Here is a 20,395-nt window from a genome sequence, read left to right on the forward strand (position 1 = left end):
TGCAAGCTATGCTGATCGAAACCGAAACCACGCCCAACCCAGCGACGCTGAAATTCCTGCCCGGCCGCACCGTCATGGACAGCGGCACGCGCGACTTCGCCGATCCGGAGGAAGCCGAGGCCTCGCCGCTCGCCGAGGCGCTGTTTTCCGTGGGCGACGTGACCGGCGTGTTCTTCGGCGGAGACTTTATTTCGGTTACCGCCGCCCCCGGCACCGATTGGGTAGGGCTGAAACCCGAAATACTCGCCGTGCTGCTCGACCATTATACGGCGGATATGCCCCTGTTCCGGCCGAGCGCTGGCAACGGCATCGCGGTGCCGCCCGAAAGCGACGAACTGCCGCTCGACGATCCGGCCGATGGGGAGATCGTCGACCAGATCAAGGAACTGATCGAAACGCGCGTACGCCCGGCGGTGGCAAGCGATGGCGGCGACATCGTCTATCGCGGCTTCCAGCGCGGCGTGGTCTATTTGCGCATGCAGGGCGCCTGCGCGGGCTGCCCCTCTTCGGCCGCGACGCTGAAGCAGGGTATCGAGCAGTTGCTCAAACATTATGTGCCAGAGGTTACCGAAGTGCGCGCGGCCTGAGCGAGCTTTCCACGCAACTCCCCGAAACGAAACAGGACAGACCATGCCAATCCGCGAACCGCTCGACGATGCCGCCCTCGACCAGATTTTCCGCGAGGCGCGCACCTATAACGGTTATCTCGACAAGCCGGTCGGCGAGGGTCAGTTGCACGCGATCTGGGACCTCATGAAAATGGGGCCGACCTCGGCCAACCAGCTGCCCGCGCGGTTGGTCTGGTGCGTCAGTGATGAAGCCAAAGAACGGCTCGCCAAGGTCTCCGACCAAGGCAATGCCGACAAGGTCCGCAAGGCGCCGGTCGCCGTCGTGATCGGTATGGACGAGAATTTTCACGAATATCTGCCCGAGCTGTTTCCGCACGCGGATGCCAAGAGCTGGTTCGAAGGCGATCCGGAGAAACGCAAGGAGCATGCGTTCCGCAATTCCAGCCTGCAGGGCGCTTATTTCATCATCGCCGCGCGCGCGCTGGGGCTCGACACCGGGACGATGTCCGGCTTCGATCCCGCCGGCGTGAACCGGGAATTTTTCGGCGACCGCCCGCATGTGAAGGCGAACTTCATCTCGACGCTGGGCTATGGCGATCGCTCGACCATCTTCGACCGGAGCCCGCGGCCCGAATTCGGACGCTTCAACACCGTCCTCTGACACTGCAGGACCCGCGCCTTGCGCACACTCGTCATCGACAGCGCCACCGCTGCCTGCTCCGCCGCCCTGTTCAAGGACGGCGAATGTATCGCGGCGCGGTGCGAACTGATCGGGCGCGGCCATGCCGAGCGGCTCGTGCCGATGATCGGCGAACTCGGCCCGTTGGACGGCATCGATCGGATCATGACCGATATCGGCCCGGGCAGCTTTACCGGTGTTCGGATCGGCGTTTCGGTCGCCCGCGCGCTCGGCTTTGCCCTCGGCGCACAATGCCAAGGCTTCAGCGCCGCGCCATTGATGGCGGCGATGGCGTTCGCGGATCACGACAGAATCGACGAATTGACGGTGGTCGCGATCGGCGGCCATGGCGAATATTTCCTTCAGCCCTTCGCCCGGCCGCTGCGACCGCTGGGTCCGCTGGTCTCGATGCCGTTCGATGATGCCGCGCGGGGCGCCACCTCAAAATTTATCGCGGGCGACGCCGCGGAGGATTTCGTGGCGCGCCGCAGGGGCGGCGAGGCCATCGCGCTGACGCCCGATGCGGCGCGCTGGCCGCTGATCGCCGAGATGGCTCCGCTGCCGCCGGCGCCGCTTTACGTGCGCGAGCCGGATGCGAGGCTGCCCGAGATGCGCCGATGATCACGGTCGAACGTGGTTCTTCCGAAGCGCTCGAGGATATCGTCGCGTTGATCGGCCAAAGTTTCCCGGAGCGCTATGGTGAGGCATGGAATTCGCGCCAGCTGACCTCGATAATAAGTCTACCCAATGTGTCGATCTACATGGCGCGAAAGCATGAGATTCTTGTCGGTTTTGCGATTGCACGCTCGGCGAGCGATGAATGCGAGCTTCTATTGATCGCCGTTGCCCCGACGTATCGCCGCAGCGGGGTCGCCACGCAGCTTATCGATCGATTGACGGCGGATGCGCGATCGGGAGACCAGACCAAGCTCTTCCTGGAGATGCGCGACGGCAATTCGGCTGAGCAACTTTACCTCCGTTTTGGCTTCGAACGCGTCGGTCGCCGCGCCAACTACTATAACGGGCCTGACGGCCTATGTTATGATGCGATAACCTTTGCAATGCTTCTCTAAAAAAGGTTCGCCAATATTAACGGTTTAGTGCTGAAACCTCATTGACACCAAAGCGACGGCAACCTAAGAACAATAACCCCCCTGCAAGTTTTAATTATGTCCGAAAAGAAGGAAAATACAATTGGAACAAGACGATCAAGGTATGAACGAGACGCTAATTACCCTTACCGCGGACATTGTCGCCGCGCATGTGAGCAACAACAGCGTTGCCGTTTCTGATTTGCCGCTCATCATCTCCAATGTGCATGAGGCGCTTTCCGGCCTCAGCGGTTATGCGCAGGATGAAACGCCGCCCGAGCCCGCCGTGCCGATCAAGTCTTCGATCAAGCGCGACTATATCGTCTGCCTCGAAGACGGCAAGAAGTTGAAGATGCTCAAGCGTCATCTCAACACCCATTACGACATGACTCCGGAAGATTACCGCGCCAAATGGGGTCTGCCGGCCGACTATCCGATGGTGGCGCCGGCCTATGCCGAACAACGCCGCCAGCTGGCCAAGGACATCGGCCTTGGCCGCAAAAAGGGTGGCCGCAAGAAAGCCGCCGCTTGACCGCATGGCTGCGGCACCGGCGCTTTGGGGGTGCCATCCGCGGCCATTGACAGCATAGGTGCCGGGATTAGATTGATGCTGATCCCGGCATTTTTTTGGCCCCGGCATTTTTTTGGCCCCGACATTTTTTGGCCCCGACATTTTTGGCAAGGCGTCCACTCCATCCATGCATAGCAAGATCGATCTGGAAGCCTTGTGCGCCGAACGCGGCCTCCGCATTACCGATCAACGCCGCATCATCGCCCGCGTCATTTCGGACGCGGATGACCATCCCGATGTCGAAGAGCTCTACAGACGTGCCTCCGAAGTCGATCCCAAAATCTCCATCGCCACCGTTTATCGCACCGTGCGCCTGTTCGAGGATGCGGGCATTCTCGATCGCCATGATTTCGGCGACGGGCGCGCGCGCTACGAGGCTTCGCCCGAGGCGCATCACGACCATCTGATCGATGTCGAGACCGGCAAGGTAGTCGAATTCGTCGACCCCGAATTGGAAGCGCTGCAAAAGGAAATCGCCGAAAAGCTGGGCTATCGCCTCGTCGACCACCGCATGGAGCTTTATGCCGTCGCGCTCGACAGCAAAAAAGGTTGATCCGGCCGCGGGCGATCCGCCCGATATTTCCGCTCTGGGCTGGCTGCGACTGACCGCCCGCGTCCTGATGATGCTGGTCGCCGCGCTGATCGCGGTGCCGCTGCATTATCTCTGGCGCCTGTTTCGGCTACCCTCGCCCTGGCCGCGGCTGTTTCTCGGGCTCACCGCACGCATATGCGGGGCGCGCGTGCACAGGCGCGGCGTACCGCTGCGACGCGACGTGTTCTACATTTCCAACCATATCAGCTGGATCGATATCCTCGCCATCGCCGGCACCAGCGGCAGCGCGTTCGTCGCGAAGGCCGAGATCCGCGCCGCGCCGGTGGTCGGCTGGCTCTCCACTCTCAACCGCACCGTGTTCGTCAGCCGCGAGGACCGACTGGGCGTGGCCGAGCAGATCAACCTGCTGCGCGCGGCGATGGCCGAAAACTGGTCGATCACGGTGTTTCCCGAGGGTACCACCACCGACGGGCATTCGCTCAAACCGTTCAAGACCCCGATGCTCAAGGTGCTCGAACCGCCTCCGCCCGGCGTCTATGTCCAGCCGGTGATGCTCGATTACGGCCCGGTGGCCGAGGAGATCAGCTGGATCGGTGTGGAGTCCGGTAAGAACAACGCGATTCGGCTGCTCGCGCGCAAGGGCAGTTTTCCGATGGCGGTGACCTTCCTCGATCCGTTCGATCCGCACGACTTTCCCGGCCGCAAGAAAATCGCCGCGGAAAGCCGTGTGCGGATCGAGGCGGCGCTGGTCGAAACGCTCGGCAAGCCACTGCGCGAGTTCACCGCGCATTGACGCTCCCCGATATCCCAACCAGGTCGGCCCTGCGGAGGCAGGGGCCTATCCCATCTGTCGTCAGTGATGAGCGTAGTCGGGATAGGCTCCCGCCTGCGCGGGAGCGGCGAACGGCTGCAAAGGAAATAGCTCCTATCGATTCTACCCGGTCGACGCCGAGCAACCACCTCCCTATAAGCGCGCGCCTATGACCCAGACCTATCACGTCAAGAGCTTCGGCTGCCAGATGAACGTCTATGACGGCGAGCGCATGGCCGAATTGATGGAAGCCGAGGGAATGACGGCGAGCGACAAGGCGGACGCCGATCTCGTGATCCTGAACACCTGCCACATCCGCGAACGCGCTGCCGAAAAAGTCTATTCCGAGATTGGCCGTTTGCGGCGCGAGGACGGATCGACGCCGATGATCGCGGTGGCCGGCTGCGTGGCGCAGGCCGAGGGCACCGAGATCGCGCGGCGAGCGCCATCGGTCGATGTCGTGGTCGGTCCGCAGGCTTATCACCGCCTGCCCGAATTGCTGCGCGAGGCAAAGGGCGGCAAAAAGGCGCTGGATACCGGCATGCCCGCCGCATCGAAATTCGCGGCGCTGCCGAAGCGAGGTGTTCAGACGCGGCCCACCGCCTTTCTGACGGTGCAGGAAGGCTGCGACAAATTCTGCACCTATTGCGTGGTGCCCTATACCCGGGGCGCCGAAATCAGCCGGCCATGGGGCGCGCTGATCGACGAGGCCAAGGCGCTGATCGACGGCGGCGCAAGGGAAATCACGCTGCTTGGCCAGAACGTCAACGCCTGGGAGGCGGTGGACGACAAGGGCCGCGCGCAAGGTCTCGACGGCCTGATCCGCGCGCTCGCCGAACTGCCGGGCCTCGCCCGCATCCGCTACACCACCAGCCATCCGGGTGACATGAGCGAAAGCCTGATCGCCGCGCATGGCGAGGTCGAAGCGCTGATGCCGTTCCTGCATCTGCCGGTACAGTCCGGATCGGACCGCATCCTCAAGGCCATGAACCGCAGCCACACCGCAGCGAGCTATCTGAAACTGCTCGACCGCGTCCGCGCCGTTCGCCCCGACATCGCACTTTCGGGCGATTTCATCGTCGGCTTCCCCGGCGAGACCGATCGGGATTTCGAGGACACGCTGACGCTGGTGCGCGCCACGCGTTACGCGCAGGCCTATTCGTTCAAATACAGCCCGCGCCCCGGCACGCCCGCCGCCGAGATGGCGGATCAGATCCCGCCCGAGATCATGGACGAACGGCTGCAGCGCCTGCAGGCCGCGCTCAACGCCGATCAGCACGCCTTCAACCGGGCCAGTGTCGGCCGGCGCTGCGACATCCTGCTCGAACGCAAGGGCCGCAAGGCCCGGCAGCTGGTCGGCAAATCGCCCTGGCTGCAATCGGTCCATGTCGATGTGGACGGTGCCGCGATCGGCGATCTTCTGACGGTCGACCTGGTCGATGCCGGTCCCAACAGTCTGGCCGGAGAACCCGCGATGAGGAAAGCCGCCTGATGGCGCGCAAGGAACAGGCGCGGGCCGGCGACATGACCCGGCTCGAGATCGAGTTCGACAAGCCGCATCTGCTGGGAAGCCTGTTCGGCGAATTCGACCGCAATCTGGTCGCGGTCGAAAACCGGCTCGGCGTGTATATCGCGGCGCGCGGCAATCAGGTGCAGATCGAGGGCGAGGCGTCCGCGGCGGCGCGCGCGCGCGACGTGCTGACCGCGCTCTACAGCCGCATCATGCGGGGCGAGCAGATCGATGCCGCGCTGGTCGAGGCGGCGATCGCCATGTCCGACGAACCGACGCTCGACGGCATCGTGCGGCAGGACCGCAGCGGCACGCCGCAGGTGATGATCCGCACGCGCAAGAAGAACATCATTCCGCGCTCGCCCGGGCAAATCCCCTATATGGAATCGCTGGCGCGCGACGAGATCATCTTCGCGCTGGGACCGGCGGGCACCGGCAAGACCTATCTCGCGGTGGCGCAGGCCGTCGCCATGCTCATCACCGGGCAGGTCGACCGGCTGATCCTCTCGCGTCCCGCGGTCGAGGCGGGCGAGCGGCTGGGCTTCCTGCCCGGCGACATGAAGGAAAAGGTCGATCCCTATCTGCGCCCGCTCTACGACGCGCTGTACGACACGCTGCCGGCCGAACAGGTCGAGCGGCGCATCGCGAGCGGAGAGATCGAGATCGCCCCGCTCGCCTTCATGCGCGGACGCACGCTGGCGGACGCGTTCGTGATCCTCGACGAGGCGCAGAACACCACGCCCGCGCAGATGAAGATGTTCCTCACCCGCTTCGGCATGAACAGCCGCATGGTCATCTGCGGGGATCCCAAGCAGGTCGATCTGCCCGGCGAGGGGATGAGCGGCCTGGCCGATGCGGTCTCGCGGCTGCAGGACGTGGAAAATATCTCGATCAATCGCTTTACCTCAGCCGACGTCGTGCGGCATCCGCTGGTCGGCAAGATCGTCGATGCCTATGAAGGCCCCCATGCTTGACGTGGAAACCGCGGTCGGCCCCGGCTGGGACGGCGAGGAAGCGTGGGCCGATCTCGCCCGCCGCGCGGTGCGCGCCGGCCTCTCGGTCAGCCCGTTCGCGGATTTGATCGACAAGCGGGTCTCGGTCGAGGTCGCGGTCAAGCTGTCGGACGATGCGGAGGTGCAGAGCCTCAACGCCGGCTATCGCGGCAAGGACACGCCCACAAACGTGCTGAGCTTTCCGATGGTCCAGCCCGATCTGCTGCAATCGCTCGAAAACAGCGACGATGGCGAGGCGCTGCTTGGCGACATCATCCTGGCGCGCGAGACCTGTGCGGGCGAGGCGGCGGACAAGGGCATTTCGCTCGAGCAGCACGCAACCCATCTGATCGCCCATGGCACGCTGCACCTGCTCGGCTATGACCATAAGAACGAGCCGGATGCCGAACGGATGGAGGACTTGGAAGTGAAAGCGCTTGCCACTCTGGGCCTTCCCAATCCATATTCCTGACATCCTGCAACCACTAAGGGGCACTCCAGCTTTCGGCAATGCCAGACAGCATGACAAACAACGCCGACGACGAAGGCGGCGGACGAATATGGCGGGGCCTCAAGGCCCTGCTGTTCAAATCCGATCACGAACCCTCGCTGCGCGAGCAGCTCGAAGAGGCCATCGACGAGCATGAGGTGGACGACGACACGCGCACCGGCGCCAATGCGGGCGACCTCAGCCGCGTCGAGCGCGAGATGCTGCGCAACCTCCTTCATTTCAGCGAGCATACGGCGGACGACGTCGCTGTCCCGCGCGCGGATATCGTGGCGATCGAGGAGAATGCCAGTTTCGACGAGCTGGTCGCGACGATCTGCGAACATGGTCACAGCCGCCTGCCGGTTTATCGCGACAATCTCGACGACATCATCGGCATGATCCACATCCGCGACGCCTTTGCGATCCTGGCCGGCGATGGCCCCAGGCCACAGGGCATCGCCGCGCTGATCCGGCAGCCCCGCTTCGTGCCCGAATCGATGGGCGTGCTCGATCTGCTCGCCGAGATGCGCGCCACGCGCACACACCTCGCCATCGTGCTCGACGAATATTCGGGCACCGAGGGTATCGTCACGATCGAGGACCTGGTCGAGGAGATCGTCGGCGAGATCGAGGACGAGCACGACGACGAACCCGAGCCCCAGCTGGTCGACCTGGACGGCGGATTATGGGAAGCCGATGCGCGGATCGAACTGGACGATCTGGGCAAGCAGGTCGCGCCCGAACTGGAGGACGTGCCCGAGGACGTCGATACGCTGGGCGGCCTCGCCTTCGTGCTGGCGGGCAAGGTGCCGGCGGTCGGCGACATCCTGGAGCATCCGAGCGGCTGGAAGCTGGAGATACTGGATGGCGATGAAAAACGCGTGACTCGACTCAGGCTGCATCCGCCGGTGATCAGGGAAGATACGGAGAACTAAAAAAGCGATGGCAGCTTAACAGGGTGTTCCCTTACGCCTCAGCCAGACTCTTCGCACGCCTGCGCCAGTCCTCGGCCAGCGTCTCGAGTTGCGACAGCGCCGTCAGTTCGGCCTTGTCCTTGTCCCCGCCCGGCCGGATCAGCAGCGCGAACACGCGCGCGACCGTCCAGTCGCGATCCGCTCTCGTCTCGCGCGAGATGATATCGCCCCTGGATACCGCGCCTTCTTCGATCACCCGCAGGTAGAGCCCGCAGCGGCCGGTGTTGACGATCGTCGCCATGATATCGCCTCGGCCGAAATGATGATCGAGCTTCCAGCAGGGCTGGCGACCGTGGCTGATCTCGAGCAGCGCCTCGCCGATCCGGAAGCGGTCGCCGATGCGAACCGTCTCTTCGGTAAAGCCGGGCGCGGTGATGTTCTCCCCGAACGCGCCATAGTCACCGATCAGCTCATTGCCGGACAGCTTCTCGCGCCAAAAGGCATAATGATCGGACGGGTAGAGATGCACCGCCTTGTCCCAGCCGCCATGGTGCACCGGATCGGCGACCTGGTCGCCCTCGAACCCGGTCCAGCCGAGGCGTATCGGACCATCCGCCGGATCGCGGGCGATGGCGCTGGCGGAATCGCCCCTAAAGGGTTTGGGCCTGCCGATGAACAGACCTTCGACGGTCGACAGCATGAGTGCGGCCCCTTGATAAACTTTCTCCCGCCCGGGCGGGAGAAGGATACGAAGCCCCGGATTAAATCCGGGGCGGAGTTGCCTGCCCCCGCGAAAGCGGGGGGATGAGGGTGGGTGGCGCGCCAGCGCCATCGATGGGTCGGCGCTGCAACGGCTTCCCCTCACCGCTGCGCCCCGGATCAAGTCCGGGGCTCGCTCCTTCCCGTGAACGGGAGAGGGATAAGCTTTATCCCTCCGCCGCGCGCAGTTCCGAGCCCAGTTTCAAGACCTTGCCGCCATCGTCCTGTTTGATCAGATAGGCCGGATTGTCCGCATCGCCCTTGCGGGTGATTTCGGAACCCTCGATCGTCCGCGTCACCTCGCGCTCGAAGCGTTCTTCTATCTGGCCGGTGGCGGTGCCGCTGCCCCAGTCCCATTCGACATATTGGTTTGCCTGAAAACTGTTCTCGTTCGCCATCGCTTTGCCGTCCTTTTACGCCGAGCCCTATGAAGCCGCGGGCAAAGCCAAAGTTCCGGTTGGCAAGCCTGTCGCCTCATGCTCAAAGCTCGGCTCATGCAAGTCGAAGACCTCCGCATCGCCCTGTTCAGCGGCAACTACAACTACGTTCGGGACGGGGCGAACCAGGCGCTCAACCGTCTCGTCGGCCATCTGCTCGGGCGCGGCGCAAAGGTGCGCGTCTACTCGCCGACCATCCCCGATCCGCCGTTCGCGGCGACGGGCGACGTCGTCAGCATTCCCTCGCTGCCGATACCCGGGCGCGGCGAATATCGCATCGGCACCGCGCTTTCGCCCGAAATCCGCGCCGATATGGCGGCGTTCGATCCCAATATCGTCCACATCTCCAGCCCCGACTGGGTCGCCCACCGCGCCGTCACCTGGGCGCGCGAACGGGGCATCCCGGTGCTCGCCAGCGTGCACACCCGGTTCGAGACCTATCCGCGCTATTACGGCCTGGCCTTTCTGGAGCCGTGGTTCGTCAAGGGCCTGCGCCGCCTCTACAATCGCTGCGACGCCATCGTCGCGCCGTCGGAGAGCATGGCCGCGATCCTGCGCGAGGAAGGAATGAACCGAGACGTCGGCATCTGGTCGCGCGGGGTGGACCGGGAGACGTTCAACCCCGGCCGCCGCGACTTGGCCTGGCGGCGCTCGATCGGCATCGAAGGCGCCGAGCCGGTGATCGGTTTCCTCGGCCGGCTGGTGATGGAAAAGGGGCTCGACATGTTCGCCGACACGATGGCGCAGCTTGGCGAACGCGGCGTGGACCACCGCGTGCTCGTGATCGGCGAAGGCCCGGCGCACGACTGGTTCGCCGAGCGCGTTCCGGACGCCTGCTTCGTCGGCTTCCAGCAGGGCGCCGATCTCGGCCGCGCGGTCGCGAGCATGGACATGCTGTTCAATCCGTCGATCACGGAGACCTTCGGCAACGTCACGCTGGAATGCATGGCCTGCGGCGTGCCGGTGGTCGCCGCGCGCGCCACCGGTAGCGAAAGCCTGGTCGAGGACGGCGCATCGGGCGCGCTCGTCGAACCGGGCGATGTCGCCGGTTTCGCCGATGCGCTGGAACGCTATTGCCGCGATCCCGAGCTGCGTGCGCTGCACGGCGCGGCGGGCAACGAGCGCGCCGAAGATTACAGCTGGTACGACATCAACGAGACGATGGCGCGCAAATATCTGGCGCTGATCGAAAACCGATAAAAGGGCCGCGGGGCCTTGGCCGCAGTCAGAGCCGCTCGATCCGCCGGGCCGCCTCGTCGACGATATCGACCACCTGTTCGACCAGTTGCTGGTCGAGCCGGTCGCCATGACGATGGACGCGCAGGGCGTTGCGCAAATTCTCCATCGCGCGGTGCAGCTGGCGATTGGGCGCGGCGCGCTGCTCCTCGCCGAGCGCGCCGACCCGGGCGAGCACGGCGGCGGCCTCCTCGGCCCGGCGATCCAGCTCCTCGCGCCCCGCCGCGGTGGCCTCGAACGCCTTGCGCGGCTCGTCCTCGGCGGCGCACAGCTCGCGAACCGCACCCTCGTCCTCGAGCAGCGAGAGCGTGGGATAGACCGCGCCCGGGCTCGGCGCATAGGTGCCGCCGCTGAGCTCCTCGATCGCCTTGATCAGCTGATAGCCGTGGCGCGGCTCGTCCGCGATCAGCCGGAGCAGCGCCAGCCGCAGCTCGCCCGATCCGAACACCCGGCCCCGGCGCCTGCCGCGACCGCCGCCAAACGGTCCGCCCGGGCCGAACGGACCCTGCGGCCCGAACGGGCCGTGGGGTCCGGAACTTTCGTCCAAGCCGCTCGCCGCCGCCATGTCCCGCACCATCGCCATGATCCCGGCAAATTTGCGCGCGCCGCCGCCCCGGCCGAATTCACCACATCCCTGTCGCATAGTTCATACTCCTTATTCGCGATATATTGAGATATATCTTGAAGCAGTCTTTATACAAGAGTCTCTCGCAGAATTTTATCGCACACCCTATCTTGCCCTGCATGGCCGACCTATTTGGCGACGATTCCGCCCCTCCCGCTTCATTCCCGCAACCGCGCGAAAACGCGCCGCTGGCCGACCGCCTGCGCCCGAGGTCGCTGGACGAGGTGGTCGGGCAGGACCATCTTACCGGCCCTGACGGCGCGATCGGGCGGATGGTGCGCGCCGGCCGGCTCGGTTCGATGATCCTGTGGGGTCCGCCGGGCACCGGCAAGACCACCATCGCGCAGCTGCTCGCCGGCGCGGTCGGCATGCGTTACAAGGCGATCAGCGCGGTCTTTTCCGGCGTCGCGGACCTCAAGCAAGCGTTTGCCGAAGCCGATCAGGCGGCCAGGGCCGGCCAGCAGACGCTGCTGTTCGTGGACGAGATCCACCGCTTCAACCGCGCGCAACAGGACGGATTTCTGCCGTTCGTCGAGCGCGGCGTGGTGACGCTGGTCGGCGCGACCACCGAAAATCCCAGCTTCGAACTCAACGCCGCGCTGCTCAGCCGCGCGCAGGTGCTGGTGCTGCACCGGCTCGCCCCCGCAGCCTTGGCCACATTGCTAGACCGGGCCGAGGAAGAATATGCCGAACCGCTGCCGCTGACCGGGGAGGCGCGCACCGCGCTCGTCGCCAGCGCCGACGGCGACGGACGCTTCCTGCTCAACCAAGCCGAAACGCTCTACAACAGCCGCATCGACGAGCCGCTGGGGCCGCAGGAGATGAGCGCGCTGCTCCACCGCCGCGTGCCGGTCTACGACAAGGACCGCGAAGGGCATTACAATCTCATCAGCGCGCTGCACAAATCGGTGCGCGGCAGCGATCCGCAGGCCGCGCTCTATTATCTCGCGCGGATGCTGGTGGCGGGCGAGGATCCGCTCTATCTGTGCCGCCGGATGGTGCGCATGGCGGTGGAGGATATCGGCCTCGCCGATCCCGGCGCTCTCGCCCAGTGCCTGGCCGCCAAGGACGCCTATGATTTCCTCGGATCGCCCGAAGGCGAGCTGGCGCTGGTCCAGGCCTGCCTCTATCTCGCCACCGCGCCCAAATCGAACGCGGTTTACAAGGCGCAGAAGGCGGCGTGGAAATCGGCGAAGGCGAGCGGATCGCTGATGCCGCCGATGAACATCGTCAACGCGCCGACCAAGCTGATGAAGCAGCTCGGCTACGGCCAGGGCTATGCCTATGATCATAATGCCGAGGGCGGCTATTCCGGCGCGAACTACTGGCCCGAGGAGATGGCGCCCGAACGTTTTTATGCGCCGACCGACCGCGGCTTCGAACGCAAGATCGCCGAGCGCATCGCCCATTGGCAGGGGTTGAAAGAAGGGCGGGACGCTTAGCGTCTGAACCCGTTGGCTCTCTTCTTCGACTGTGTCGCACTACGAAACGTCCGCCCAGCCCGAACAGGCACGCCCCATTCGCCGAAACTTTCCGCTGTCCTACACAGCGCCTTTTCGCTTAGGCTGGTGCCCATGACTCGCCCCGCCCCAACGCGTTCGCTCCATGGCCCCGCGCCGGCTTCGGGAAGGGACGACAAGGGGGGGATGTATCGCGCCTTTTGTGACCTTCCGGCTTCGGATCGGGATCGCGAACGGCAGAACGCGCCATTCGTCGGCATCCGCAGAGCGACGATGAAGGCCTTTATACTTGCCGTCCCATTGTTCGCCCTGGCCGCCCCGGCCAACGCGCAGTCCAATGACCAAGCACGCTACGACCGCGCGCTCGCCGCCGGATACAAGGCGCAATTTCTCTGCTCCGGGCTATGGAACGGCGGCAAGGCCGCGGCGCAGATCGAGGCGGACGAACTCACCGGCATCTACGACCGCATCGCCGACATCGTGCCCACGCTGACGCCCGAGATCGACGAGCGCGCGCACCAGGTGCGCGTGGCGTTCGACACCGCCATGCCGCCGCGCACTGCGCAGTGGCGGGCCGGGCTGGGCTGCGCCTCGCTGCCGATCGGCGCCGATCCGGCCGATGGCGCCAAGCTGCCGCATTTTGCGGGCGAACTGGTTCCCTATCTGATCGACGACAGCGCCTGGCCGATGGGGGACCGCGATGCGCTGGCACCAGAGGCGGCGGTTTCCGCCATCGCCGCCAAGGCGCTGGCGGGCGAATATGGCGGCGCGAGCAGCGCGGCGTTGGTGCTGCACCACGGCAAGATCGTCGCCGAGACCTACAAGCCCGGCTTCGACATGCATATGTCCCAGCGCACCTGGTCGGTTGCCAAGTCCTTGGCCGGCACGCTGATCGGCCATGCCGTGCTCGAAGGATTGGTCGATCCGGCCCAACCGGCAGCGCTCGCCGAATGGCGCGATCCCGCCGATCCACGCGGCAGGATCACGCTCGACAATCTGATGCGAATGGCCAGCGGGCTCTACAGCGACACGCAGGGAAGCCGCACCGATCCGGTCTATATGGGCGGAACCGCGGCGTTCCCGCGCGCCGCGCACTGGCCGTTGCTGCACGCGCCCGGCAGCCGTTTCCGCTACGCCAATAACGACATATTGAACGCCTGGCGCAGCGTGCAGGAGCGGCTGCCGGAGGAGCGGCGGCTCGGCTATCCGCTCGCTTTCTTCCGCAAGCTCGGCATGACGCGCACGATCGCCGAGACCGACTGGCGCGGCAATTTCATCCTGTCGAGCCAGGTCTGGACCACCGCGCGCGATCTCGCGCGGCTCGGTCAGCTCTATCTCGACGACGGCATGTGGCAGGGTGAGCGGCTGCTTCCGGATAGCTGGCGCCAATTCGTCAGCACGCCGAGCGGCCCGCAGCCCGATGGCGAGTTCGGCTATGGCGCCACTTTCTGGCTGATGAACGACAGCGACGGCGTTCCGGCCGACAGCTTCGCGGCATTCGGCAATCGCGGGCAGTATCTCGTCATTATTCCGTCGCGCGGCATGGCGATCGTGCGGCGCGGCTACGATACATCGGACCAGCGTTTCGATATCGCCGCGTTCACTCGCGACATCCTCGTCGCCGCCGAAGCACTCTAGCGCCCGGCGTCAAGCTCTGTTAGATATTGGCCGAGATAAGCTCAAAAACAGGGGTCGAGTTTCATGCAGATCGGAAATAACCGCTATCGCTTCAGCGAGAGCCTGGCGATGGAATGGGGCGAGAAGATTCTCATCGCGCTCGCCATCCTCGTCGTCACCTGGATTTTGGCGCGGGTCGCCAAGTGGGCGTTCGCCAAGCTGGTCGACAATGTCAAATTCCTGCAGCGCCATACCTCGTCCGGCAAATCGGTGGGCGAATCGCTCGGCACGATCGTCAGCCTGCTGATCTGGCTGTTCGGCATCCTCGCGATCCTGCAGGTGTTCAGCCTGGGCGGCGTGATCCAGCCGGTCCAGACGCTGCTCAACAGCGTCATGGAATTCATCCCGAACCTGATCGGCGCCGCGATCATCTTCTTCGTCGGCCTGATCGTCGCGCGGATTCTGCGCGATCTGACGGTGACGGCGCTGCAGACGGTCGATTTCGACAAATGGGCCAATCGCGGCGGGGTCGACACGGTCACCGGCAACAGCGCGATCAGCAAGACCATCGGCACCATCGTGTTCGTGCTGATCATCATTCCGGTGTCGATCATGGCGCTGGAAGCGCTCGATCTGGATACGGTCTCGCGGCCCGCCAGCGAGATGCTGCGGATTTTCTTCGACGCGATCCCTAACATCATCGGCGCGGCGATCATCCTTGGCCTCGGCTATCTGATCAGCCGCTTCGTCGTGCAGATTCTGAAGGAAATCCTGCCCGGGCTCGGTGTCGACCGCGCGGTCGGCTCGATGGACGTGCTGCCCGCCGGAACGACGGTATCCTCGATCGTCGCGCGCATCGTGCAGATCGCGATCATGCTGTTCGCGGCGATCGCGGCGACGCGGCTGCTCGGCTTTCCCGAACTGACCGCGATCCTCGATCAGGTGCTCGAACTGGGCGGCCAGGTGATCTTCGGCGCGGTCGTCATCGCCTTCGGCTTCCTCATCGCGAACCTGCTGGGCAAGCTGATGGCCGGCACCGGCGAGAACAATCTCGCCTCCGCCATCGTCCGCTACGCCACGATCATCCTGTTCACCTTCATGGGCCTCCGGTTCATGGGCGTGGGCGAGGAGATCGTCGACATGGCGTTCGGCGCGCTGGTGATCGGCGGCGCGGTGGCCGGCGCGCTGGCGTTCGGCCTCGGCGGCCGCAACGCCGCCTCGCGCCTGCTCGAACGGATGCAGGACAAGGCGGAAAGCGAGGCCGCCAAGCCCGCGAGCCCGCCGACGCCGATGACGCCCAAGGCACCGGCCTCTCCGCCGACAACCGCGGCGCCGGTGCCTCCGCGGCAGCCCGACGTCCCGCCGCTCGACGAATGACGACTTCGCGCGGATAGCATAGGAGAGGGCGGGGCCGTTCGGCGCCGCCCTTTTTGCGCCATGCGCCGTTTCGCCGCCACCGCCTGCATCGACTGGTCGGGCCAGGCCGTCGCCCGGCCGAAGGGCCTAGCGGTCGCCATCGCCCGCCAGGCCGGACCGCCCGTGCTGATCGAGCCCGAGGGCGGCTGGACGAGAGGCGGTATTCGCGAATGGCTGCGGTCGCTCGCCGAAAGCAAAGCCGACATCGTCGTCGGGCTCGACCTGTCGCCGACCTTTCCCTTCCTCGATCGGGGAGGCTATTTTCCAGGCTGGAGCGAAAGCCCGGAAAGCCCACGCGAACTGTGGGCGCTGGTCGATAGCATCGCCGCCGCCGATCCGCATCTGTCCGCGAACAGCTTCGTCGACCATCCCGAGGCGGCGCGCCATTTCCGCCGTCATGGGGCACGCGAAGGCGACATGTTCGGCGGCGGCATCGGACGGCTGCGCGAAGTGGAGCGGCACCAGCGCGCGAGCGGCCAGGCGAACAGCTGGTCCTGCTTCAACCTGGTCGGCGCCGGCCAGGTCGGCAAGAGCTCGCTGACCGGCATGCGCATGCTCCACGCGCTGGACGGCGCGATTCCGTTCTGGCCGTTCGATCCGGTGCCGGACGAAGGGCCGCTGCTGATCGAAATCTATACGACCGTCGCCGCCCGCGCCGCCGGCCTGGGCAAAAGCCGCAGCAAGGTCCGCGACGCAGAGGGCCTGTTCGCCGCGCTCGCCGCGCTGAGTTCGCCCGATTGTCTCCCGCTCGCGCGCTATGACGATCACGCCACCGATGCCCTGATCACCGCCGCCTGGCTGCGCGACGCCGTGCGCGCTCCGGTTCTGTGGCATCCCGAAACGATGACGGCCGAGGTTGCGGCCAAGGAGGGCTGGACCTTCGGCATTGCCTGATCCTTCGGCTGGCGCGCGTAAAAAAGCCTTGTCGAGCCCCATCCCCCTGCCCTAACCGCATTGCCGCGCCGGTTTAGCTCAGTTGGTAGAGCAGCGGTTTTGTAAACCGAAGGTCGCGGGTTCGACTCCTGCAATCGGCACCGTTTTTCAACCATGTCGTGGGCTCATAACGGCGATAACCGCAGATCGACGCGTCGCGCCGCTGCCGCGGGCGGTTGCCCAAGCCAGACCGCTGGCGAGGAAATCGTCGCCAAACGGCAGTGACGCAAATCGCCCAGACAAGCGCAATCCGTTCACAGGATTTCGAACAGGCCCGCTCCGCCCATTCCGCCGCCCATGCACATGGTGACGACGCCGTACTTCGCGCCGCGGCGCTTGCCCTCGTGCATGATGTGGCCGGTCATCCGAGCGCCGGACATGCCATAAGGATGGCCCACCGAGATGGCGCCACCTGAAACATTCAAGCGATCGTTTGGAATTCCGATCTTGTCCCGGCAATAGAGAACTTGGCTGGCAAAGGCCTCGTTCAGCTCCCACATATCGATGTCGCCGACCGAAAGGCCATGCTTTTCGAGTAATTTCGGGATCGCGAAAACCGGACCTATGCCCATTTCCTCAGGGCCACAACCGGCGACCGCAAGGCCTCTGTAAACGCCGAGGGGCGCAAACCCGCGGCGGTCGGCTTCGCCGGCTTCCATGAGCACCACAGCAGCGGCCCCATCGGACAGCTGGGAGGCGTTGCCCGCGGTAACGAACCGACCCTCTTCGATCTGTTGTCCCCCCTTGAACGCGGGCTGGAGTTTTTGCAAATCCTCCAACCGCGTCTGGGGACGATTGCCTTCGTCCTGCTCCAAGGTCACTTCGCGCTGCGACGTCGCGCCGGTCTCCTTGTCGGTCACCACCATGGTGGCGGACATCGGTGCTATTTCCGCGTCGAACCTGCCGGCGGACTGCGCCTCGGCGACGCGCTGCTGCGACTGCAGCGCATATTCGTCCTGCGCCTCCCGGCTGATGCCGTAACGCTCGGCGACGATTTCCGCCGTCTCGAGCATGCTCATGTAAAGTTGCGGCACTTCGGCCGACAGCCACGGATCCGCCGTGCGATAACCGTTCATATGCTTTGTCTGAACGAGGCTGATGGACTCGACGCCGCCGGCGACCGCGATTCTCTGCTCGCCGGTTTGTATACGGTTGGCCGCGGCCGCGATCGCCATCAGTCCCGAACCGCACTGACGGTCCACCGTCGTGCCGGGAACGGTTTCGGGCAATCCCGCCCGAAGCGCACCTTGCCGCGCGACGTTGAAGCCGGTCGAACCCTGCTGCAGCGCGCAGCCCATCACCACATCTTCCACTTCGCCCGGATCGATGCCGGCACGCCTTACCGCATGTTCGATCGCGTGCCCGGCCAGCGCCTGACCTTGCGTATCGTTGAACGCTCCCCGATAGGCTTTGCCGATCGGCGTCCGGGCGGTGGCGACAATGACTGCTTCATGCATGGCGGGCGCTCTCCTAAAACCATTTTAAGAATTAAGGTACGGTTGTAATGCCCTTGCTATGATGTCAATAGGTGGTCATTGAGATAATCAAGATGTTCGAAGAGGCAGAGGATGACCGAGGTCGCACAGGAAACGCTCGAGCTTTGGAGCGAAGGCACCCGGCTCGCCGCCGATCTATTCAAGCCAGATGCTCCGCGTCCCGACGACGGCTATCCCGCAATTCTGCTCTGTCATGGCTGGGGCGGACTGAAAGATCATCTCAGGCGCTACGCCGAAAAATTCGCGCGTGCCGGATTCGTCGCATTGACGTTCGACTATCGCGGATGGGGCGAATCGGATGGGCGCGTCATTGCGGTCCGCGACGCGCCGCGCTTGCTGGAAGCAGGCGAGACGACGCTCAAGGTCCGCGTGCTGCGGGAGATTGTCGATCCCGTCGACCAGACGACCGACATTCGCAACTGTCTCGCCTATCTCTGGTCGCATCCGGACGTCGACCGCGACCGGATCGGCATCTGGGGGACAAGCTATGGCGGCGGCCACGCGGTATTCACCGCCGGAAACGACGACCGTATCAAAGCCGTAGTGGCGCAGATCGGCGGCTTCGGATTTCCTCCCGAACATCGTGAATGGGCTCGCGGCCGCGCAGCGCAAAAAGCGAGCGGACAGATCGATCCGGTCGTTCCGCAAGGCGGCCTGGATGGTATCGAGGGACTCAAAGGCACTCCGGACGTCGCCAGGATGGCGGAGCACTCGCAGCTGCGCGCCGCGGCCAAGGTCCAGGTGCCCACTCTGATACTCGACGCCGAATTCGAAGAACTGAACAATCGGCTCGAACATGGCTGGGCGGCCTATATGATGATCCGCCAAAACGCGCCTGCCGAATATGACACTTATCCATGCAAGCATTACGCCGTTTACGACGATCATTTCGAAGACTCGACCGATCGAGCCGTCGCGTGGTTTTCAAGATATCTCTGACCCATCTCATCGCCGAGGCCTTATGACTGACCATGCCGATTCCGCCGACTACGTAACCGAGGCTCTGCGGGCCGCGCGCGTCGTGGACGATGTGCCCGAAGACACCTCGTTGATCCCGATCGCAAGGGTCGGCATCATCGGCGCCGGCACCATGGGCGGCGGCATCGCCATGAATTTCGCCAATATCGGCGTTCCCGTGCACATCGTGGAGACCAAGCAGGAAGCGCTGGACCGCGGCTTCGGAGTGATCCGCGGAAATTACGAGCGCAGCGCAAAGCGCGGCCGCTTCCCCATGGAGGAAGTCGCAACGCGAATGGGGCGCATCTCGCAGTCGCTCGACATGGCCGATCTCGCCGATTGCGATATCGTTATCGAGGCCGTGTTCGAGAACATGGATCTCAAAAAAAGCATCTTCTCCCGTCTCGACGGTATCGTGAAGCAGGGCGCCATCCTCGCCAGCAACACATCGGGGCTGGACGTCGACGAAATCGCTGCGGTCACCAAGCGCCCCGAAAGCGTTATCGGGCTTCACTTTTTCTCGCCCGCAAACGTCATGAAGCTGCTCGAGATCGTGCGCGGCGAGAAGACCTCCGACGCGGTCATCGCGAGCTCGCTCGACATGGCCGAACGCATTGGCAAGATTGCCGTCGTGGTCGGCGTGTGTCCCGGCTTCGTCGGCAATCGGATGCTCTACCCGCGTCAGCTCCAGGCGGCCGAACTCCTGAAACGCGGCGCGATGCCGTGGGATGTCGATCGCGTGCTCAAGGATTTCGGGTTCAAGATGGGACCGTTCGAGATGAGCGATCTCGCCGGTCTCGACATCGGCTGGGTGCCGGGCGAAGGTGATCCGCTGCGCGATGCGTTATGCAAGGCCGATCGGCGCGGCCAGAAGACCCGCGCTGGCTATTATGATTATGATGAAAACCGTTTTGCGTCGCCCTCCCCGATGGTCGCCGACCTTATCCGTGAAAAGCTGGACGTGTCCGACGAACTAGACCCGCCCAGCGATCGGGAAATTCTGGAAACCTGCCTCTTCCCCATGGTGAACGAAGGGGCAAAGATACTCGAAGAAGGTATCGCGCAGCGCCCGTCCGATATCGATGTCGTGTGGATGTTCGGCTATAACTGGCCGCAGGACAGCGGCGGCCCGATGCGCTGGGCCGATTCCGTGGGCCTTGAACGCGTCGAAGCAAAGGCCCGCGAACTTGGACGGACAAGCGACTGGTACGATCCGGCACCATTGCTACAGCGGCTGGTACGCGATGATCGCGGCTTCGCGGATTTGTAAAAAGCTTTA

22 protein-coding genes and 1 tRNA gene are annotated in these 20,395 nt (G+C 64.5%); 19 read left to right on the forward strand and 4 right to left on the reverse strand.

Annotated elements, in window-relative coordinates:
* The first annotated feature begins 8 nt into the window (after positions 1-8).
* From ACOQPC_RS12050 to ACOQPC_RS12100, 11 genes are all read left to right on the forward strand, one after another.
* Positions 9-587, forward strand: coding sequence for a NifU family protein (locus tag ACOQPC_RS12050; RefSeq protein WP_420605968.1), 579 nt, complete (start codon positions 9-11; stop codon positions 585-587).
* A gap of 43 nt (positions 588-630) precedes the next feature.
* Positions 631-1,230 carry a malonic semialdehyde reductase gene (locus ACOQPC_RS12055; RefSeq protein WP_420605969.1) on the forward strand — a complete coding sequence of 200 codons (600 nt, stop codon included), beginning with the start codon at positions 631-633 and terminating at the stop codon, positions 1,228-1,230.
* Positions 1,231-1,248: 18 nt separating this feature from the next.
* A complete protein-coding gene (gene tsaB, locus ACOQPC_RS12060) occupies positions 1,249-1,869 on the forward strand; it encodes a tRNA (adenosine(37)-N6)-threonylcarbamoyltransferase complex dimerization subunit type 1 TsaB (protein ID WP_420605970.1) in 621 nt (206 codons plus the stop codon).
* Positions 1,866-2,321, forward strand: a complete 456-nt coding sequence (locus ACOQPC_RS12065) for a GNAT family N-acetyltransferase (RefSeq protein ID WP_420605971.1) — start codon at positions 1,866-1,868, stop codon at positions 2,319-2,321. Before tsaB ends, ACOQPC_RS12065 begins: the two co-directional genes overlap by 4 nt.
* Positions 2,322-2,463: 142 nt before the next feature.
* Positions 2,464-2,871, forward strand: a complete 408-nt coding sequence (locus ACOQPC_RS12070) for a MucR family transcriptional regulator (protein WP_420605972.1) — start codon at positions 2,464-2,466, stop codon at positions 2,869-2,871.
* Between the two features lie 166 nt (positions 2,872-3,037).
* Complete coding sequence (locus ACOQPC_RS12075) at positions 3,038-3,463, forward strand: Fur family transcriptional regulator (protein ID WP_420605973.1); 426 nt, start codon at positions 3,038-3,040, stop codon at positions 3,461-3,463.
* On the forward strand, positions 3,432-4,256 hold the full coding sequence (locus tag ACOQPC_RS12080) for a lysophospholipid acyltransferase family protein (RefSeq protein WP_420605974.1): 825 nt from the start codon (positions 3,432-3,434) through the stop codon (positions 4,254-4,256). Before ACOQPC_RS12075 ends, ACOQPC_RS12080 begins: the two co-directional genes overlap by 32 nt.
* A 187-nt stretch (positions 4,257-4,443) precedes the next feature.
* Entirely contained in the window at positions 4,444-5,766 is a 1,323-nt protein-coding gene (gene miaB / locus ACOQPC_RS12085; RefSeq protein WP_420605975.1) for a tRNA (N6-isopentenyl adenosine(37)-C2)-methylthiotransferase MiaB, read from the forward strand.
* Positions 5,766-6,758 carry a PhoH family protein gene (locus ACOQPC_RS12090; RefSeq protein WP_420605976.1) on the forward strand — a complete coding sequence of 331 codons (993 nt, stop codon included), beginning with the start codon at positions 5,766-5,768 and terminating at the stop codon, positions 6,756-6,758. The genes miaB and ACOQPC_RS12090 overlap by 1 nt, the downstream gene beginning before the upstream one ends.
* Positions 6,751-7,248: an rRNA maturation RNase YbeY gene (gene ybeY / locus ACOQPC_RS12095; protein WP_420605977.1), complete on the forward strand. Its 498-nt coding sequence runs from the start codon at positions 6,751-6,753 to the stop codon at positions 7,246-7,248. The genes ACOQPC_RS12090 and ybeY overlap by 8 nt, the downstream gene beginning before the upstream one ends.
* 50 nt (positions 7,249-7,298) lie before the next feature.
* Positions 7,299-8,201, forward strand: coding sequence for a hemolysin family protein (locus tag ACOQPC_RS12100; RefSeq protein WP_420605978.1), 903 nt, complete (start codon positions 7,299-7,301; stop codon positions 8,199-8,201).
* 31 nt (positions 8,202-8,232) lie between these two features.
* Here ACOQPC_RS12100 and ACOQPC_RS12105 read toward each other — a convergent pair whose 3' ends face one another.
* The gene (locus ACOQPC_RS12105) at positions 8,233-8,880 is read right to left on the reverse strand and encodes an MOSC domain-containing protein (RefSeq protein ID WP_420605979.1); all 648 of its coding nucleotides are present in this window, start codon (positions 8,878-8,880) and stop codon (positions 8,233-8,235) included.
* A gap of 226 nt (positions 8,881-9,106) precedes the next feature.
* Positions 9,107-9,337, reverse strand: coding sequence for a DUF2945 domain-containing protein (locus ACOQPC_RS12110; RefSeq protein ID WP_420605981.1), 231 nt, complete (start codon positions 9,335-9,337; stop codon positions 9,107-9,109).
* A gap of 96 nt (positions 9,338-9,433) precedes the next feature.
* Here ACOQPC_RS12110 and ACOQPC_RS12115 point away from each other — a divergent pair, with 96 nt between their 5' ends.
* Positions 9,434-10,576 carry a glycosyltransferase family 4 protein gene (locus tag ACOQPC_RS12115; protein ID WP_420605982.1) on the forward strand — a complete coding sequence of 381 codons (1,143 nt, stop codon included), beginning with the start codon at positions 9,434-9,436 and terminating at the stop codon, positions 10,574-10,576.
* Positions 10,577-10,601: 25 nt separating this feature from the next.
* On the opposite strand, the gene ACOQPC_RS12120 is transcribed toward ACOQPC_RS12115, so the two are convergent.
* Entirely contained in the window at positions 10,602-11,255 is a 654-nt protein-coding gene (locus ACOQPC_RS12120; RefSeq protein ID WP_420605983.1) for a PadR family transcriptional regulator, read from the reverse strand.
* Positions 11,256-11,356: 101 nt separating this feature from the next.
* On the opposite strand from ACOQPC_RS12120, the gene ACOQPC_RS12125 reads away from it, so the two are divergent.
* The 5 genes from ACOQPC_RS12125 (at position 11,357) to ACOQPC_RS12145 (ending at position 16,764) form a co-directional block, all read left to right on the forward strand.
* Positions 11,357-12,679 carry a replication-associated recombination protein A gene (locus ACOQPC_RS12125; protein ID WP_420605984.1) on the forward strand — a complete coding sequence of 441 codons (1,323 nt, stop codon included), beginning with the start codon at positions 11,357-11,359 and terminating at the stop codon, positions 12,677-12,679.
* A 291-nt stretch (positions 12,680-12,970) separates the two neighbouring features.
* Positions 12,971-14,335 (forward strand): serine hydrolase domain-containing protein, encoded by a 1,365-nt coding sequence (locus ACOQPC_RS12130; protein WP_420605985.1) that lies wholly within the window; start codon positions 12,971-12,973, stop codon positions 14,333-14,335.
* Positions 14,336-14,398: 63 nt separating this feature from the next.
* Positions 14,399-15,691, forward strand: coding sequence for a mechanosensitive ion channel (locus ACOQPC_RS12135; RefSeq protein WP_420605986.1), 1,293 nt, complete (start codon positions 14,399-14,401; stop codon positions 15,689-15,691).
* Positions 15,692-15,751: 60 nt separating this feature from the next.
* Positions 15,752-16,624, forward strand: coding sequence for a hypothetical protein (locus tag ACOQPC_RS12140; RefSeq protein WP_420605987.1), 873 nt, complete (start codon positions 15,752-15,754; stop codon positions 16,622-16,624).
* Positions 16,625-16,691: 67 nt separating this feature from the next.
* A tRNA-Thr gene (locus ACOQPC_RS12145) sits at positions 16,692-16,764 on the forward strand.
* Between the two features lie 153 nt (positions 16,765-16,917).
* Here the strand turns inward: ACOQPC_RS12145 and ACOQPC_RS12150 are convergent.
* Positions 16,918-18,120, reverse strand: coding sequence for an acetyl-CoA C-acyltransferase (locus ACOQPC_RS12150; RefSeq protein WP_420605988.1), 1,203 nt, complete (start codon positions 18,118-18,120; stop codon positions 16,918-16,920).
* A gap of 111 nt (positions 18,121-18,231) precedes the next feature.
* Here ACOQPC_RS12150 and ACOQPC_RS12155 point away from each other — a divergent pair, with 111 nt between their 5' ends.
* Together ACOQPC_RS12155 and ACOQPC_RS12160 are read left to right on the forward strand one after the other, a co-directional pair.
* Positions 18,232-19,098: an alpha/beta hydrolase gene (locus ACOQPC_RS12155; protein ID WP_420605989.1), complete on the forward strand. Its 867-nt coding sequence runs from the start codon at positions 18,232-18,234 to the stop codon at positions 19,096-19,098.
* A 22-nt stretch (positions 19,099-19,120) separates the two neighbouring features.
* The gene (locus ACOQPC_RS12160; protein WP_420605990.1) at positions 19,121-20,386 is read left to right on the forward strand and encodes a 3-hydroxyacyl-CoA dehydrogenase NAD-binding domain-containing protein; all 1,266 of its coding nucleotides are present in this window, start codon (positions 19,121-19,123) and stop codon (positions 20,384-20,386) included.
* The last annotated feature ends 9 nt before the right edge of the window (positions 20,387-20,395 follow it).

The sequence above is a fragment of the Novosphingopyxis sp. genome, from assembly GCF_965218915.1.
GTDB lineage: Bacteria > Pseudomonadota > Alphaproteobacteria > Sphingomonadales > Sphingomonadaceae > Novosphingopyxis.

What these genes read in the sequence shown, in the direction of transcription:
- ACOQPC_RS12140 (WP_420605987.1), top strand. Translation starts at nt 15,752, where the DNA reads ATGCGCCGTTTCGCCGCCACCGCCTGCATCGACTGGTCGGGCCAGGCC.
- ACOQPC_RS12075 (WP_420605973.1), top strand. Translation starts at nt 3,038, where the DNA reads ATGCATAGCAAGATCGATCTGGAAGCCTTGTGCGCCGAACGCGGCCTC.
- ACOQPC_RS12160 (WP_420605990.1), top strand. Translation starts at nt 19,121, where the DNA reads ATGACTGACCATGCCGATTCCGCCGACTACGTAACCGAGGCTCTGCGG.
- ybeY (WP_420605977.1), top strand. Translation starts at nt 6,751, where the DNA reads ATGCTTGACGTGGAAACCGCGGTCGGCCCCGGCTGGGACGGCGAGGAA.
- ACOQPC_RS12100 (WP_420605978.1), top strand. Translation starts at nt 7,299, where the DNA reads ATGACAAACAACGCCGACGACGAAGGCGGCGGACGAATATGGCGGGGC.
- ACOQPC_RS12105 (WP_420605979.1), bottom strand. Translation starts at nt 8,880, where the DNA reads ATGCTGTCGACCGTCGAAGGTCTGTTCATCGGCAGGCCCAAACCCTTT.
- ACOQPC_RS12050 (WP_420605968.1), top strand. Translation starts at nt 9, where the DNA reads ATGCTGATCGAAACCGAAACCACGCCCAACCCAGCGACGCTGAAATTC.
- ACOQPC_RS12115 (WP_420605982.1), top strand. Translation starts at nt 9,434, where the DNA reads ATGCAAGTCGAAGACCTCCGCATCGCCCTGTTCAGCGGCAACTACAAC.
- ACOQPC_RS12130 (WP_420605985.1), top strand. Translation starts at nt 12,971, where the DNA reads ATGAAGGCCTTTATACTTGCCGTCCCATTGTTCGCCCTGGCCGCCCCG.
- ACOQPC_RS12135 (WP_420605986.1), top strand. Translation starts at nt 14,399, where the DNA reads ATGCAGATCGGAAATAACCGCTATCGCTTCAGCGAGAGCCTGGCGATG.
- ACOQPC_RS12110 (WP_420605981.1), bottom strand. Translation starts at nt 9,337, where the DNA reads ATGGCGAACGAGAACAGTTTTCAGGCAAACCAATATGTCGAATGGGAC.
- ACOQPC_RS12055 (WP_420605969.1), top strand. Translation starts at nt 631, where the DNA reads ATGCCAATCCGCGAACCGCTCGACGATGCCGCCCTCGACCAGATTTTC.
- ACOQPC_RS12155 (WP_420605989.1), top strand. Translation starts at nt 18,232, where the DNA reads ATGACCGAGGTCGCACAGGAAACGCTCGAGCTTTGGAGCGAAGGCACC.
- miaB (WP_420605975.1), top strand. Translation starts at nt 4,444, where the DNA reads ATGACCCAGACCTATCACGTCAAGAGCTTCGGCTGCCAGATGAACGTC.
- ACOQPC_RS12070 (WP_420605972.1), top strand. Translation starts at nt 2,464, where the DNA reads ATGAACGAGACGCTAATTACCCTTACCGCGGACATTGTCGCCGCGCAT.
- ACOQPC_RS12080 (WP_420605974.1), top strand. Translation starts at nt 3,432, where the DNA reads ATGCCGTCGCGCTCGACAGCAAAAAAGGTTGATCCGGCCGCGGGCGAT.
- ACOQPC_RS12150 (WP_420605988.1), bottom strand. Translation starts at nt 18,120, where the DNA reads ATGCATGAAGCAGTCATTGTCGCCACCGCCCGGACGCCGATCGGCAAA.
- ACOQPC_RS12125 (WP_420605984.1), top strand. Translation starts at nt 11,357, where the DNA reads ATGGCCGACCTATTTGGCGACGATTCCGCCCCTCCCGCTTCATTCCCG.
- ACOQPC_RS12120 (WP_420605983.1), bottom strand. Translation starts at nt 11,255, where the DNA reads ATGCGACAGGGATGTGGTGAATTCGGCCGGGGCGGCGGCGCGCGCAAA.
- ACOQPC_RS12090 (WP_420605976.1), top strand. Translation starts at nt 5,766, where the DNA reads ATGGCGCGCAAGGAACAGGCGCGGGCCGGCGACATGACCCGGCTCGAG.
- ACOQPC_RS12065 (WP_420605971.1), top strand. Translation starts at nt 1,866, where the DNA reads ATGATCACGGTCGAACGTGGTTCTTCCGAAGCGCTCGAGGATATCGTC.